The 14,875-nt window shown below is 52.7% G+C and carries 12 protein-coding genes and 1 pseudogene; 4 read left to right on the forward strand and 9 right to left on the reverse strand.

Annotation, left to right across the window (positions count from 1 at the left end; translation table 11 throughout):
- Window positions 1-503: 503 nt before the first annotated feature.
- Window positions 504-1,114 (forward strand): annotated as a pseudogene (locus tag CWM53_RS25780) (YceI family protein).
- Between the two features lie 492 nt (window positions 1,115-1,606).
- Here the strand turns inward: CWM53_RS25780 and CWM53_RS30645 are convergent.
- The gene (locus CWM53_RS30645; protein ID WP_123235798.1) at window positions 1,607-1,780 is read right to left on the reverse strand and encodes a YciY family protein; all 174 of its coding nucleotides are present in this window, start codon (window positions 1,778-1,780) and stop codon (window positions 1,607-1,609) included.
- A 143-nt stretch (window positions 1,781-1,923) separates the two neighbouring features.
- Here CWM53_RS30645 and cls point away from each other — a divergent pair, with 143 nt between their 5' ends.
- Window positions 1,924-3,384: a cardiolipin synthase gene (gene cls, locus CWM53_RS25790; protein WP_008804416.1), complete on the forward strand. Its 1,461-nt coding sequence runs from the start codon at window positions 1,924-1,926 to the stop codon at window positions 3,382-3,384.
- 34 nt (window positions 3,385-3,418) lie between these two features.
- The gene (locus CWM53_RS25795; RefSeq protein ID WP_061154212.1) at window positions 3,419-3,748 is read left to right on the forward strand and encodes an HI1450 family dsDNA-mimic protein; all 330 of its coding nucleotides are present in this window, start codon (window positions 3,419-3,421) and stop codon (window positions 3,746-3,748) included.
- Window positions 3,749-3,811: 63 nt separating this feature from the next.
- Here CWM53_RS25795 and CWM53_RS25800 read toward each other — a convergent pair whose 3' ends face one another.
- The 8 genes from CWM53_RS25800 to CWM53_RS25835 all read right to left on the reverse strand — a co-directional run bounded on the left by CWM53_RS25800 (window position 3,812) and on the right by CWM53_RS25835 (window position 12,079).
- On the reverse strand, window positions 3,812-4,639 hold the full coding sequence (locus CWM53_RS25800; protein ID WP_100675429.1) for an ion transporter: 828 nt from the start codon (window positions 4,637-4,639) through the stop codon (window positions 3,812-3,814).
- Between the two features lie 56 nt (window positions 4,640-4,695).
- Entirely contained in the window at window positions 4,696-5,700 is a 1,005-nt protein-coding gene (gene oppF / locus CWM53_RS25805; RefSeq protein WP_008804414.1) for a murein tripeptide/oligopeptide ABC transporter ATP-binding protein OppF, read from the reverse strand.
- Window positions 5,697-6,710 (reverse strand): ABC transporter ATP-binding protein, encoded by a 1,014-nt coding sequence (locus CWM53_RS25810; protein WP_004151853.1) that lies wholly within the window; start codon window positions 6,708-6,710, stop codon window positions 5,697-5,699. Before CWM53_RS25810 ends, oppF begins: the two co-directional genes overlap by 4 nt.
- An 11-nt stretch (window positions 6,711-6,721) precedes the next feature.
- Window positions 6,722-7,630 (reverse strand): oligopeptide ABC transporter permease OppC, encoded by a 909-nt coding sequence (gene oppC, locus CWM53_RS25815; protein WP_004145396.1) that lies wholly within the window; start codon window positions 7,628-7,630, stop codon window positions 6,722-6,724.
- Window positions 7,631-7,644: 14 nt separating this feature from the next.
- A complete protein-coding gene (oppB, locus tag CWM53_RS25820) occupies window positions 7,645-8,565 on the reverse strand; it encodes an oligopeptide ABC transporter permease OppB (RefSeq protein WP_002910089.1) in 921 nt (306 codons plus the stop codon).
- An 85-nt stretch (window positions 8,566-8,650) separates the two neighbouring features.
- Window positions 8,651-10,285, reverse strand: a complete 1,635-nt coding sequence (oppA, locus tag CWM53_RS25825) for an oligopeptide ABC transporter substrate-binding protein OppA (protein ID WP_074385536.1) — start codon at window positions 10,283-10,285, stop codon at window positions 8,651-8,653.
- 747 nt (window positions 10,286-11,032) lie between these two features.
- Complete coding sequence (locus CWM53_RS25830; protein ID WP_008804412.1) at window positions 11,033-11,680, reverse strand: YchE family NAAT transporter; 648 nt, start codon at window positions 11,678-11,680, stop codon at window positions 11,033-11,035.
- A gap of 183 nt (window positions 11,681-11,863) precedes the next feature.
- Window positions 11,864-12,079, reverse strand: a complete 216-nt coding sequence (locus CWM53_RS25835) for a hypothetical protein (protein ID WP_071839070.1) — start codon at window positions 12,077-12,079, stop codon at window positions 11,864-11,866.
- A gap of 77 nt (window positions 12,080-12,156) precedes the next feature.
- Here CWM53_RS25835 and adhE point away from each other — a divergent pair, with 77 nt between their 5' ends.
- The gene (adhE, locus tag CWM53_RS25840; RefSeq protein WP_074385535.1) at window positions 12,157-14,832 is read left to right on the forward strand and encodes a bifunctional acetaldehyde-CoA/alcohol dehydrogenase; all 2,676 of its coding nucleotides are present in this window, start codon (window positions 12,157-12,159) and stop codon (window positions 14,830-14,832) included.
- Window positions 14,833-14,875 lie beyond the last annotated feature (43 nt).

The raw sequence follows: 14,875 nt of genomic DNA on the forward strand, positions 1-14,875 counted from the left end.
AAATACAATGAAACGGAAACAACTATAACGGACAGGAAATACAGAATAATATATTGCACTTTAATGTTTCATATGAACATTAAATCAGCTAACAGCTTAAACCATGGTTATTACTCTTTTTTTTGAAATTGACTGGATACGCATATCGATGCGGGTCACTTTTTCCTGATCGATATTAAGCCATAGGGTAAATACGGATTATCCTCTGGTTTTCGGAAGGTATTGCACCGGGCTTAGACAAGCTTCCTACATTCAGGAACGCAGTGATTTCACGGCCCCCAAAATTGCATTACCCGAATGATAAAGGCACACATAACACGCTGACATTGGCCAATAAAAATCACGCCTCAAGGTTAAAGTTGCAGATGATCATTTTTTAAATTCTATTAATTGCTTTGCGTAAAGTTCACGCAGGGTTATTGTAGGGGTATTCGTAATTGATTAAAAATTTTGAAAGGGAATAACAAATGTTTTCAATAAACGCTTCTTAATTTTTGGCTACTATTTTCGTACCTGACCATGTAAGGAGCTTTTTGTGAACGTTTTGAAAAAAACAGCATTTCTTTCTCTGCTTGCCTTATATATCCCTGTTTCACAAGCCGCGGCGACGGAATATAACCTGGATCCGCAGCACACGTCGGTTGTTATTGCCTGGAACCATTTCGGCTTCTCTAACCCTACAGCCTATATCTCTGATGTTTCAGGAAAATTGTCTTTTGACAAAAAAAACCCTGAAAAATCTTCTGTTAACGTTACTCTGCCGGTAAAAACCATTGACACGCATGTCAAAGCGTTAACCGATGAATTTTTAGGCAAAGAATACTTCGATGTCAAAACGTTCCCAGAGGCCACTTTCCAGAGTACCAAAGTGGAAAGCAAAGGCGGAAATAAATATGATGTTGAAGGTAACCTGACCATTAAAGGCATCACCAAACCGGTAGTGCTGCATGCAACCCTGAATAAGCAGGACATGCATCCGATGGTGAAAAAAGAGGCTATTGGCTTTGATGCGACGGGTGTAATCAAACGTTCAGACTTCAAGCTTGATAAGTATGTGCCAGCGGTGAGTGATAACGTGACCATCACGTTATCTACTGAAGCATATGCAAAATAAATTAACGCACGCGTAATAGCGTGCTTTTTATTCAGGCGCGTTATCCAGACCGCCATCCTGAAAGGGAAACACTGGCGCAGATTATTTCAGCTCCGGTGGGGTTCATTTAGCCTCAAGCGCGATTTCCTGACAGCGCCTGTTTCATTATTCCCCTCAACTTACATCAGGTTGCATCTGCTGGTCTGGGGTGACATGCGTTCGACAACGCCGCCCCCATCTGGGTAACAATAAATGCTGCATGCCGATTAATTCCTGTGGCGCCAGAGATAGGTTCAGTCTGAAAGAAACTGCCAGGAATAACGTGGTGTGCATAGCATACCTATTTCAATGCGACGTGAAATCAAGCCAGGTTCAGTCTGTCGTTGCATCGCTGCATGACAAAACAATGATTTCAATATGGCGAAGATAAAAAATGGCGAAGATAAAAGGGAATTCAGCGCAGAATTGAGAAAACGACAACGGCACCGCTCACGGTGCCGTTAATCTGCTCACTTAACAGTCGGGGAAGACAAACAGCAGAGCATGACGCTGCCGTTTCACCAGTCCCTTCCTGATAGCAAGGATCCGCATATTGCGGCGCGATTGGGCTTCCAGCCAGCGCGCTTTACGGCGATTCACCTGTCTCAGCATGCGCCAGCGCCCTACTTCCGTTCTACTACGCTTCATTGCAACGACTCTACGAGTGAAAACAGCCTCCATTATAAACCTCTGCCGGCAACTGACTACCGCTTTTGCTGCGTTTTTATTTGCCAGAAAAATACTGATGCGTAAACTCATCACATAACGTCATTCAAAAGGATTTTACATCTATGACAACCTTTTACACGGTGGTGAACTGGCTGGTCATTCTGGGGTACTGGCTGTTGATCGCCGGTGTAACATTACGAATTCTAATGAAACGCCGCGCTGTCCCGTCCGCCATGGCATGGTTGCTGATCATTTATATCCTGCCGCTGGTGGGAATTATCGCCTATCTCTCCTTTGGTGAATTGCATCTCGGCAAACGCCGGGCGGAACGCGCCAGAGCGATGTGGCCCTCGACGGCCAAGTGGTTAAACGATCTCAAAGCCTGCAAACATATCTTCGCGGAAGATAACAGCCCGGTGGCCGAATCCCTGTTCAAGCTATGCGAACGGCGTCAGGGGATTGGCGGGGTGAAAGGCAACCAGCTGCAGCTGCTGACGGAATCTGACGACGTGATGCAGGCCCTGATCCGCGATATTCAGCTGGCCCGCCACAATATCGAGATGGTCTTTTATATCTGGCAGCCAGGCGGTATGGCCGATAGCGTCGCCGAATCGCTGATGGCCGCCGCCCGTCGCGGGGTTCACTGTCGGTTAATGCTCGACTCTGCGGGCAGCGTGGCCTTTTTCCGCAGCCCGTGGGCGGCGATGATGCGTAACGCCGGTATTGAGGTCGTCGAGGCCCTCAAAGTTAACCTGATGCGTGTGTTCCTGCGCCGGATGGATTTGCGTCAACATCGCAAAATGGTGATGATCGATAACTATATTGCCTATACCGGCAGCATGAATATGGTCGATCCGCGCTACTTTAAGCAAGACTCGGGGGTCGGCCAGTGGATTGACCTGATGGCGCGGATGGAAGGCCCGGTGGCAACCTCGATGGGCATCGTCTACTCCTGCGACTGGGAAATCGAAACCGGAAAGCGCATTCTGCCGCCGCCACCGGACGTCAATATCATGCCGTTCGAAGAGGCCAGCGGGCATACCATCCACACGATCGCCTCCGGCCCGGGCTTTCCGGAAGATCTGATCCATCAGGCGCTCCTCACCGCCGCCTACGCGGCGAAAGAGCATCTGATCATGACGACGCCCTACTTCGTGCCCAGCGACGACCTGCTGCACGCGATTTGTACCGCCGCCCAGCGCGGCGTCGACGTGAGTATTATTTTACCGCGCAAGAACGATTCACTGCTGGTGGGCTGGGCCAGCCGGGCCTTTTTCACCGAGCTGCTGGCAGCCGGGGTCAAAATTTATCAGTTTGAAGGCGGACTGTTGCATACCAAGAGCGTGCTGGTGGATGGCGAACTCAGCCTGGTGGGAACGGTGAATCTGGATATGCGCAGCCTGTGGCTCAATTTTGAGATTACGCTGGTCATTGATGACGCCGGTTTCGGCAGCGATCTGGCGGCGGTCCAGGATGACTATATCTCACGTTCGCGCCTGCTTGACGCCCGCCGCTGGCTAAAACGACCGCTCTGGCAGCGGATCGTCGAGCGACTGTTTTACTTCTTCAGCCCGTTGCTGTAAAACGTGCCCATCAGATACCGAATGAGTAGCAATCATGGATATGGATTTAAACAACCGCCTGACCGAAGACGAAACGCTTGAGCAGGCTTACGATATCTTCCTCGAACTGGCGGCCGACAACCTCGACCCGGCGGACATCATTCTGTTTAACCTGCAGTTTGAAGAGCGCGGGGGCGCCGAGCTGTTCGACCCGGCAGCAGACTGGGAAGAGCATGTGGATTACGATCTGAATCCGGATTTCTTCGCCGAAGTGGTGATTGGCCTGGCGGATACCGATGGCGGGGAAATCAATGACATTTTCGCCCGTGTTCTGCTGTGCCGCGAAAAAGATCATAAGCTGTGTCATATTCTATGGCGTGAGTAACGCTCACCAGCCAGTGAAAAGCCTGCCGCGATCCTCCCGGCAGGCTTTTTTTATGCTGGCAGCTTATTCCGGCAACGCATGCCCGCAGGCGTGACAAAAACGGGCGTTATCGTCATGGTCGCCCTGCTGACACTGCGGACACAGGCGACGCTGACGCCGACGATTCAGGGCGCTGGTCATATGGGTAGTGATAAGCCCGGTCGGTATCGCGATAATGGAGTAGCCGATCAGGATGAGGATAGACGCCAGAATGCGGCCCAGTGGGGTATGCGGGGTGATATCGCCATAGCCGACGGTGGTGATGGTCACGATGGCCCAATAGACCGAGGCATTGAGCGTCGTAAAGCCGTATTCCGGCCCCTCGATCAAATACATTAGCGAACCGAAAATCACCATCACAATGGCGATAAACGAATAGAACAGAATCAGCTGGTGACGCGCACTGACGATTGCTCGCCAGAACACGTTGAGCGAAGGCATAAAGCGCAACAGTTTGAGAATACGCAGCGCGCGGATCGCCCGCATTGCTCGCCAGGCAAAGACATAATTCAGGCTAATCTCCGGCCACAGCCACATTACATACAGCGGTAAAATCGTCGCCAGGTCAATCAGCCCCCAAAAACTGAAAATATAGTGGAGCGGATTGGGCCAGGTGGCGATACGCAGCAGGTACTCCACGGTAAAAACCGCGGTCACCAGCAGCTCCAGCCAGACGAAGATATGCCATTCATCTAATGTCAGATGATATTGCGTGCCCAGCCCCGACTCGATAAAAATCACCAGCACGCTGAGCAAGGCGAAAAGTCCGCACAGCCCTTCGAAGCGGCGGCCGGAACGTCGATTCTGATCAAAAAGTAAATGATAAAGCCGCAGACGAGCGGCAGAAAGCATACCCACTTCGTTAACCTCGCAAAAAAAAAAGGGCTGACCTGCGTCAGCCCCTGAGATTATAACGGGTCTACCTTAAGGCAGGAAACCGCATGGCGGAAACTGCCCTCCAGTACCGGGCGGGTTTTCGCACACTCTGGCCCGGCGAGCGGGCAGCGGGTGCGGAACACGCAGCCCGACGGCGGGTTAATTGGCGAGGGTAATTCGCCCTCCAGCAACTGAATAGTTTTCGCTTTCTCGAGATCAGGATCGGGGATCGGTACCGCCGACATCAGCGCTTTGGTATAAGGATGCAGCGGATTATGGTACACCTCGTCGTAGGTGCCCAGTTCCACCGCATGGCCCAGATACATCACCAGAACGCGATCGGAGATATGTTTAACCACCGCCAGATCGTGGGCGATAAATATCAGTGACAGCCCCATTTCACGCTGCAGCTGCTGCAGCAGGTTGACCACCTGAGCCTGAATCGACACGTCAAGCGCGGACACCGGCTCATCGCAGATAATCAGCTTCGGCTCTAAGATCAGCGCCCGCGCGATGCCGATACGCTGGCACTGGCCGCCGGAGAACTCGTGCGGATAGCGGTTGATCAGGTTAGGCAGCAACCCGACCTTCATCATCATCGCTTTGACGCGATCGCGAACTTCCTGACGCGACATCTTCGGATGATAGGTGCGCAGCGGTTCAGCGATAATCTCCCCGATGGTCATGCGTGGATTCAGCGAGGCCAGCGGATCCTGGAAGATCATCTGGATATCGCTGCGCACGTCGCGCCACTCTTCCTGCTTCATGCCCAGCAGATCTTTCCCAAGCCAGGCCACTTTGCCATCGGTCGCTTTCACCAGGCCAATAATGGCGCGGGCGAAGGTCGATTTACCGCAACCTGACTCCCCCACCACACCGAGGGTTTCTCCCTCATAGAGACGCAGCGTCACGCCATCCACCGCTTTCAGCGTTTTCGACGGCTGCCAGAACCACTGCTTGCCATCTTTGATATCGAAATGCACCTTCAGGTCGGCAATCTCGAGCAGAACTTTTCGTTGTTCAGTTACGGCGTTCATAGCAGATCCCCCACCGGTTTAAAGCAGGCGCGCAGGCGGCCTGGCGCGAACGACTCCAGCGGCGGTGCGCTGCTGCACTGCTCCATGGCGTGCGGACAGCGCGGCTGGAATGGACAGCCTTTCGGCAATCGCAGCAGGTTTGGCGGGTTGCCAGGGATGGTTAACAACGCATCGCCTTCGGCATCCAGGCGTGGAACCGCATTTAACAGGCCAATAGAGTATGGATGCGACGGCTGATAGAAGACATCGCGCGCCTGACCGTACTCCATGGTGCGCCCGGCATACATCACCAGCACTTTATCGCAGATCCCGGCCACCACTCCGAGGTCGTGGGTGATCATGATGATAGCCGTATTAAATTCGCGTTTAAGCTCATTCAACAGCGTCATGATCTGCGCCTGCACGGTGACGTCCAGCGCGGTAGTGGGTTCATCCGCTATCAGCAGCCGGGGCCGGCACAACAGCGCCATGGCAATCATCACGCGCTGGCGCATCCCGCCGGAGAACTCATGCGGAAACATCTTCATACGCTTGCGCGCTTCCGGCATTTTTACCGCATCGAGCATCTTCACCGACTCTTCAAACGCTTCGGCTTTGCTCAGTCCTTTGTGCAGCATCAGAACTTCCATTAACTGCTCGCCCACCCGCATATACGGGTTAAGAGAGGTCATCGGATCCTGGAAAATCATCGAGATTTGCTCGGCGCGCAGTTTGTTCAGTTCACGCTCGGGCAAATTGAGGATCTGCCGGCCGTTAAAGGTGGCGGAGCCCCCGATACGACCGTTGGCCGCCAGCAGTCCCATCAGGGCGAAGGCGGTTTGCGATTTACCGGAGCCAGATTCCCCCACAATGCCGAGCGTCTCGCCCGCCTGCAGGGTGAAGTTCAGGTCATTAACGGCGGTGACATCGCCATCCGGCGTTTTAAAGGTGACGCGAAGATCTTTCACGTCCAGCAGCAGGCCGCTGTGACTCTGCGCTTGCGGCGCTTTTGCCGTTTCAATCATGGTCATGGCAGCGCTCCTTAGCGGTCTTTCGGGTCGAGGGCATCACGCAGACCATCGCCGATAAAGTTGAAACAGAACAGGGTCACCACCAGGAAACCCGCCGGGAACAGCAGCAGCCAGGGCGAGACCTCCATTGAGTTGGCGCCATCACTGAGCAATGCTCCCCAACTGCTGAGCGGCTCCTGGGTTCCCAGCCCGAGGAAGCTGAGGAAGGATTCGAAGAGGATCATGCTGGGGACCAGCAGCGAGGCGTACACTACCACCACCCCCAGTACGTTGGGGACGATATGGCGCAGCACGATGCTAGCCGTGGAGACCCCACCGACCTGCGCGGCTTCGATAAACTCTTTACGCTTCAGGCTCAAGGTCTGTCCGCGCACGATACGCGCCATATCCAGCCAGGAAACCATGCCGATGGCAACAAAGATCAGCAGGATATTCTGACCAAAAAAGGTCACCAACAGGATGACGAAGAACATAAACGGGAAGGAGTTGAGGATCTCCAGCAGACGCATCATCACCGAATCCACTTTGCCGCCGAGATAACCGGAAAGCGAACCGTACAGCGTGCCGAGGATCACCGCCACCAGCGCCGCTGCCACCCCGACCATCAGCGAAATGCGCCCGCCGATCGCCACGCGCACCAGCAGGTCGCGCCCGGAGGAGTCGGTTCCGAAGTAGTGGCCTGAAGCCATATCCGGTGCGTTGGACATCATGCCCCAGTCGGTATCGAAGTAGGAGAACGACGACACCATCGGCGCAAAGGTGACAAACAGCGCAATAAGCACCAGCATTATCAGGCTGGTCACCGCGGCGCGGTTGTGCATAAAGCGGCGACGCGCATCCTGCCAGAGGCTACGCCCCTCCACTTCCAGCTTCTCACTGAAGTTTTCCAGCGCCTCGCTATTTTTCTTACTTAACATCATGGCGAACTCCGGCTTCAGTAGCGAATCTTCGGATCGATAACGGCGTACAGCACGTCAACGATGGCGTTGAACAGGATAGTCAGGGCGCCAACGAGGATCGTCAGGCTCAGCACCAGCGAGTAGTCGCGGTTAAGCGCCCCGTTAACGAACAGCTGGCCGATCCCCGGCAGGCCGTAAATGGTTTCAATGACCATTGAGCCGGTGATGATGCCCACGAAAGCTGGCCCCATATAGGAGAGCACCGGCAGCAGCGCCGGCTTCAGCGCATGGCGCAAAATAATGCGGCGCATCGGCAGCCCTTTTGCCCGCGCGGTGCGGATAAAGTTAGAGTGCAACACTTCTATCATCGAGCCGCGGGTGATACGGGCGATACTGGCGATATAGGCCAGGGAAAGCGCCACCATCGGCAGGATCATAAATTTCAGCGCTCCGCCGTTCCAGCCGCCGCCCGGCAGCCAGTGCAGGGTAATGGCAAAGATCATCACCAGCAGCGGCGCGACCACAAAGCTCGGAATAACCACGCCGGTCATGGCTACCCCCATCACTGCGTAGTCCCATCGGGTGTTTTGCTTCAGAGCGGCTATCACCCCGGCGGCGACGCCGATCACCACCGCGAGTAAAAAGGCGGCGAAGCCCAGTTTCGCAGAAACCGGGAAGCTGGCAGCCACCAGATCGTTGACCGAATAATCTTTGTATTTAAACGAGGGACCAAAATCGCCATGCGCCAGTTGCTTCAGATAATTGAAGTACTGCGTCATGATAGGGTCGTTTAAATGGTATTTTGCTTCAATATTCGCCATGACTTCCGGCGGCAGGGTGCGCTCCCCGGTAAAAGGACTTCCCGGAGCCAGACGCATCATGAAGAATGAGATGGTAATAAGAATAAATAGCGTCGGAATCGCTTCCAGACAGCGACGTAAGATAAATTTTAACATTGCCCGTACCTTCTGGCGTGTGCCTTTGCACTGCTCTCAAATAAGACACGATGGAGCGAGCACAGGCCCGCCCCACGTATTGCCATTAATGTTTGATAACGTAGAGATCTTTGGTATAGACGTTATCCATCGGGTCTTTACCGGTATAGCCCCCAACCCACGGTTTCACCAGGCGGGCGTTGACGTAGTAATAGACCGGTACGATCGCGCTGTCTTTGTCCAGCTGCTGTTCCGCTTTCGCATAGGCTGCCGTACGCTGCGCTTCATCAGACGCTTTTACGGATTCAGCCATAATCTTGTCGAACGCCGGGCTCTTATAGTGCGCAGTGTTCATTGAGCTGTCAGAGAGCATGGTGTTCAGGAAGGAAGTTGGCTCGTTATAGTCGGCGCACCAGCCCGCGCGTGCAACATCATAGGTGCCCTGGTGACGGGTATCGAGGAACGTTTTCCACTCCTGGTTAACCAGCTTCACGTCAATGCCCAGGTTTTTACGCCACAGCGAGGCGGCGGCAATCGCCAGCTTCTTGTGCAAATCGGAGGTGTTATACAGCAGGTTAAAGGTTAACGGTTTATCCGCGGTGTAACCGGCTTCGGCCAGCAGTTTCTTCGCTTCTTCGTTACGTTTTTCCTGCGACCAGGTGAACCATTCCGGCTCGCTCAGCTTCGCGCCATCGGTGTAAGGCGGTGTGTAGCCGTAGGCCGGCAGATCGCCCTGTCCTTTCACCTTGTTAGCAATAATGTCGCGATCCAGACCCAGCTTCAGCGCGGTACGGACACGTACGTCGGTAAACGGCGCTTTCTGGTTGTTAATTTCGTAATAATAGGTACACAGATACGGGTCAACATGCAGCTCGTTCGGGATCTCTTTTTTCAGCTTCTGGAAGAGTTCGATCGGCAGTTGGTTATAAGTCATGTCCAGTTCACCGCTGCGATAGCGGTTAACATAGGTCACTTCAGAAGAGGTCGGCAGCCAGGTGACGGTGTTAATGACGGTTTTAGCATTATCCCAGTAGTGCGGGTTGCGCTCCATCACGATACGTTCGTTGACCACCCAGTCTTTCAGCGTGTAGGCACCGTTGGTGACGATATTGCCAGGCTGCGTCCACTTCTCGCCAAATTTTTCAATGGCCGGTTTGTAGACAGGAGACATCGCCGGGTTAACCAGCAGCTTATAAAAATAAGGGACTGGCTCGCTGAGGGTGACTTCCAGCGTGTGGTCGTCAATGGCTTTTACGCCCAGTTCGCTCGGGGCTTTCTTGCCGTCAATGATTTCGTCGACGTTAAGGATATGACCATATTGCGGATAGCTGGCATAAGGAGACGCTGTTTTCGGGTCCACCAGACGCTGCCAGCTGTATACGAAGTCCTGGGCGGTAACCGGCTCGCCGTTAGACCATTTCGCATCTTTACGCAGATGGAAGGTCCAGACTTTAAAATCTTTATTATCCCAGCTCTCTGCTACGCCTGGGATCGGGTGTCCATCTTTCGGCGAAGTATTCAGCAACCCTTCGAAGAGGTCGCGGCTAATATTGGCCTCGGGTACCCCTTCAATTTTATTCGGGTCCAGCGATTGCGGCTCAGCGCCGCTATTTCGTACCAGCGTTTGCTTATCCGACAGCTGCACACCGGCCGGGACATCCGCTGCCATAGCCATATTGCCGGCAATGAGTGCGGATAGCACTCCCGCGGCGATCAAACGTTTTTTAGTGATGATGGTCATTGTGTTGTAACTCCAGTCATTATAATTACTGGTTTTTTAACCAGCCTGTTTTTTTTCCCGTTTGCGGGGATCTGTCCAACGCAGGAGCGTTTGCGATTGGCAGATTGCTATCACCGACTTATTTATTACGACCGCTCGAACGGCAGCCTTAACGTCGATTCTTTGCCCCCTCGCTGGAGGGCAGTTCCGGCGCAGTGAGATTATTAATAATGATTCTCATTTACGCATATAATTCAGCAGACGATAACGGCGGAAATTACCAAAAGGTAAACACCTCCGCCAATGCAATTTGCAAATATGTTACCGGATTCTCTTTTATCGCCGATATTGCCCGCGATGCTCAAGATCTTCGCGGACTACCGACAAAAAAATATCATTGTTAATCATAGTGATATGATTTTTTAATCGCGTTGAGAATCGAGCATCGGCTAAAAGGTGCTTTTTTGTACAAAAATTTAACAACAGGTTACTTTTTAGCACATTCATCTACTGCCTTGTTAAAATTACTAATATCATTTCGATGATCCGACAGCAAGTGCCAGAGAATGATGTGAAGAAAATAACATCGCAGGCAGGAAGAGCGTGAGGGGAAAACAATGAACAAAAACAGATATCTTAATGAAAAATATGGATTTAAAGATATTATCGCAAAACGTTATCTCAACGGCCGATCTCGCGCTGGTTAATAGGTTTTGCTAATAATCGCGCAAGCGCGAAGTGAAGCCTCCACGCTTGCATGGTGTTCCACTAATTAAGCAGTCCGGGGAACAGCGCTTTAATACCGGTTACGATAAATTCGATCCCCAGGGCCATCAGCAACAAGCCCATGATACGGGTGATGACGTTGATTCCCGTCTGCCCCAGCAGACGAACCAGCCACGGCGCCATTCGGAAAATGCCCCAGCAGCAGAGAGCGAATACCGCTATCGCCAGTGAGAACCCGACCAGGTGCACCCAGGAATGATATCGGGTACCCCAGACGATGGTTGAACTGATTGCCCCCGGTCCGGCCATTAAAGGGAGCGCGAGAGGCACGACGCCGATGCTCTCCCGGACCGCCGTCTCCGACTTCTCCTGCTTGTTCTGTTTATCTTCGCCGAGTTTGCCGCTGATCATCGACATCGCAATGGTCACCACCAGGATGCCGCCGGCAATGCGGAAGGAATCAATCGAGATGCCAAAAATCTGCAGAATGCCATCGCCGAGAAACAACGACGTCAGGAGGATGATCGCTACCGACAGGTTTGCGGTCAGGTTGGTCTTGTTGCGTACCGCTGCCGGTTGGTAGCTGGTCATACTGATGAACACCGGAATGATGCCAACCGGGTTGACCAGGGCAAATAAGCCAATGAAAAACTTGAAATAGGTAGCAAAATCGAACAGTGGTTGAGTCACAATGGGCTCCGCAGCATCATCAAAATTGGCGGTTGACTATTAACAGCATAAAATAACTGCGCGAAACATACGCTTTTTGCATGCAATATTCATTATAAATATGCATAACCCGGTGATATGTATCGAATGTTAGTTATTTGTAGTTTTAATGCTAATCGTTTTTTTAATTTCAAAACCCGTCTATTACACTTGATCGAACCGGTTAAAAAGCAGCCAGCTGAAAGGTATCAGCCACGCCAATACTTGATCTAAATCACGTATTTTGTACTCAGAAGTGAGTAATCTTGATGACACCAACAGAGTGGAAGGCAGCAGTACCTGAAAGTTAAAGAGATAAAGCTTTTTTAGTAAATCGGTAAAACAGTGTCCTGATTTTTCTACATAAACATTTACATGCAAGCTGTTAACAGCCTGTCTATAATGTCGAATCGAGCGACTGATTTACTAAAAAAGTTTAACATTATCAGGAGAGCACTATGGCTGTTACTAATATCGCTGAACTGAACGCGCTTGTTGAGCGTGTCAAGAAAGCCCAGCGTGAATATGCCAGTTTCACTCAAGAACAAGTCGATAAAATCTTCCGCGCCGCCGCTCTGGCCGCTGCAGATGCTCGAATCCCTCTCGCCAAAATGGCCGTTGCCGAATCCGGCATGGGTATCGTTGAAGACAAAGTAATCAAAAACCACTTCGCTTCCGAATACATTTACAACGCATATAAAGACGAAAAAACCTGTGGCGTCCTGTCAGAAGACGACACCTTTGGTACCATCACTATCGCTGAACCTATCGGCATCATCTGCGGTATCGTACCGACCACGAACCCGACTTCAACAGCCATCTTCAAATCGCTCATCAGCCTGAAGACACGTAACGCCATCATTTTCTCCCCGCATCCGCGTGCTAAAGAAGCCACCAACAAAGCAGCTGACATCGTACTGCAGGCTGCCATCGCGGCTGGCGCGCCGAAAGACCTGATCGGCTGGATCGATCAGCCGTCCGTAGAACTGTCTAACGCGCTGATGCATCACCCGGACATCAACCTGATCCTTGCGACCGGTGGTCCAGGCATGGTGAAAGCGGCGTACAGCTCCGGTAAACCAGCTATCGGCGTTGGTGCCGGTAACACCCCGGTGGTCATTGATGAAACGGCTGATATCAAACGCGCTGTTGCTTCCGTGCTGATGTCTAAAACCTTCGATAACGGCGTTATCTGTGCTTCTGAGCAGTCCGTTGTTGTCGTTGATTCAGTGTATGACGCAGTTCGCGAACGTTTCGCCAGCCACGGCGGCTACCTGCTGCAGGGTAAAGAGCTGAAAGCGGTTCAGGACATCATCCTGAAAAATGGCGCGCTGAACGCCGCTATCGTTGGTCAGCCAGCGGCAAAAATCGCTGAACTGGCAGGCTTCACCGTTCCGGCTACGACTAAGATCCTGATTGGCGAAGTCACCAACGTTGACGAAAGCGAACCGTTTGCTCACGAAAAACTGTCTCCGACACTGGCGATGTATCGTGCAAAAGATTTCGAAGACGCAGTGATCAAAGCGGAAAAACTGGTCGCCATGGGCGGTATCGGTCATACCTCTTGCCTGTACACCGACCAGGACAACCAGCCGGCTCGCGTGGCTTACTTCGGCCAGATGATGAAAACCGCACGTATCCTGATCAACACCCCAGCTTCTCAGGGTGGTATCGGTGACCTGTACAACTTCAAACTCGCGCCTTCCCTGACTCTGGGTTGTGGTTCCTGGGGTGGTAACTCCATCTCTGAAAACGTTGGTCCGAAACACCTGATCAACAAGAAAACCGTTGCTAAGCGAGCTGAAAACATGTTGTGGCACAAACTTCCGAAATCTATCTACTTCCGTCGTGGCTCCCTGCCAATCGCACTGGATGAAGTGATTACTGATGGTCACAAACGCGCGCTGATCGTGACTGACCGCTTCCTGTTCAACAACGGCTATGCCGATCAGATCACTTCCGTACTGAAAGCAGCGGGTGTTGAAACCGAAGTCTTCTTCGAAGTTGAAGCTGACCCGACCCTGACCATCGTACGTAAAGGTGCCGATCTGGCGAACTCCTTCAAACCAGACGTCATCATCGCGCTGGGCGGCGGTTCCCCGATGGATGCGGCGAAAATCATGTGGGTCATGTACGAGCACCCGGAAACCCACTTCGAAGAACTGGCGCTGCGCTTTATGGATATCCGTAAACGTATCTACAAGTTCCCGAAAATGGGCGTCAAAGCCAAGATGGTGGCGATCACCACCACTTCCGGTACCGGTTCTGAAGTCACTCCGTTCGCCGTGGTGACCGATGACGCGACTGGTCAGAAATATCCGCTGGCAGACTACGCGCTGACCCCAGATATGGCAATCGTCGATGCCAACCTGGTGATGGATATGCCGAAATCGCTGTGTGCGTTCGGTGGTCTGGATGCGGTGACTCACGCCCTGGAAGCTTACGTTTCCGTGCTGGCTTCTGAGTTCTCTGACGGCCAGGCTCTGCAGGCGCTGAAACTGCTGAAAGAGTACCTGCCGGCTTCCTACCACGAAGGTTCCAAGAACCCGGTTGCCCGTGAGCGCGTACACAGTGCTGCGACTATCGCCGGTATCGCGTTTGCGAACGCCTTCCTCGGGGTGTGTCACTCCATGGCGCACAAACTGGGCTCCCAGTTCCATATTCCGCACGGTCTGGCCAACGCCCTGCTGATCTGCAACGTTATCCGCTACAACGCGAATGACAACCCGACCAAGCAGACCGCGTTCAGCCAGTACGACCGTCCGCAGGCTCGTCGTCGCTACGCTGAAATCGCCGATCACCTGGGTCTCTCCGCACCGGGTGACCGCACCGCAGCGAAAATCGAGAAACTGCTGGCATGGCTGGAAAGCATCAAAGCTGAGCTGGGTATTCCGAAATCTATCCGCGAAGCTGGCGTTCAGGAAGCTGACTTCCTGGCCAACGTTGATAAGCTGTCTGAAGATGCATTCGATGACCAGTGCACCGGCGCTAACCCACGCTACCCGCTGATCTCCGAGCTGAAACAGATTCTGCTGGATACCTACTACGGCCGCGAATTCGTCGAAGGCGAAACTGCTGCGAAAACGGAAGCTGCTCCAGTGAAAGCTGAGAAAAAAGCGAAGAAATCCGCTTAATCAACAGCCGTAAACGCTCTGCAAGCCCCGTCAGATGACGGGG

Origin of the sequence: Klebsiella sp. A-Nf5, assembly GCF_002810545.1 — a bacterium.
Classification (GTDB): Bacteria; Pseudomonadota; Gammaproteobacteria; order Enterobacterales; family Enterobacteriaceae; genus Klebsiella; species Klebsiella variicola.

Bases quoted from the DNA above. Each gene is read 5' to 3' on its own strand.
- CWM53_RS25810 (WP_004151853.1), bottom strand. From the start codon at position 6,710: ATGACCATGATTGAAACGGCAAAAGCGCCGCAAGCGCAGAGTCACAGC.
- CWM53_RS25795 (WP_061154212.1), top strand. From the start codon at position 3,419: ATGGATATGGATTTAAACAACCGCCTGACCGAAGACGAAACGCTTGAG.
- CWM53_RS25800 (WP_100675429.1), bottom strand. From the start codon at position 4,639: ATGCTTTCTGCCGCTCGTCTGCGGCTTTATCATTTACTTTTTGATCAG.
- oppA (WP_074385536.1), bottom strand. From the start codon at position 10,285: ATGACCATCATCACTAAAAAACGTTTGATCGCCGCGGGAGTGCTATCC.
- oppB (WP_002910089.1), bottom strand. From the start codon at position 8,565: ATGTTAAAATTTATCTTACGTCGCTGTCTGGAAGCGATTCCGACGCTA.
- CWM53_RS30645 (WP_123235798.1), bottom strand. From the start codon at position 1,780: ATGAAGCGTAGTAGAACGGAAGTAGGGCGCTGGCGCATGCTGAGACAG.
- oppF (WP_008804414.1), bottom strand. From the start codon at position 5,700: ATGAACGCCGTAACTGAACAACGAAAAGTTCTGCTCGAGATTGCCGAC.
- cls (WP_008804416.1), top strand. From the start codon at position 1,924: ATGACAACCTTTTACACGGTGGTGAACTGGCTGGTCATTCTGGGGTAC.
- oppC (WP_004145396.1), bottom strand. From the start codon at position 7,630: ATGATGTTAAGTAAGAAAAATAGCGAGGCGCTGGAAAACTTCAGTGAG.
- adhE (WP_074385535.1), top strand. From the start codon at position 12,157: ATGGCTGTTACTAATATCGCTGAACTGAACGCGCTTGTTGAGCGTGTC.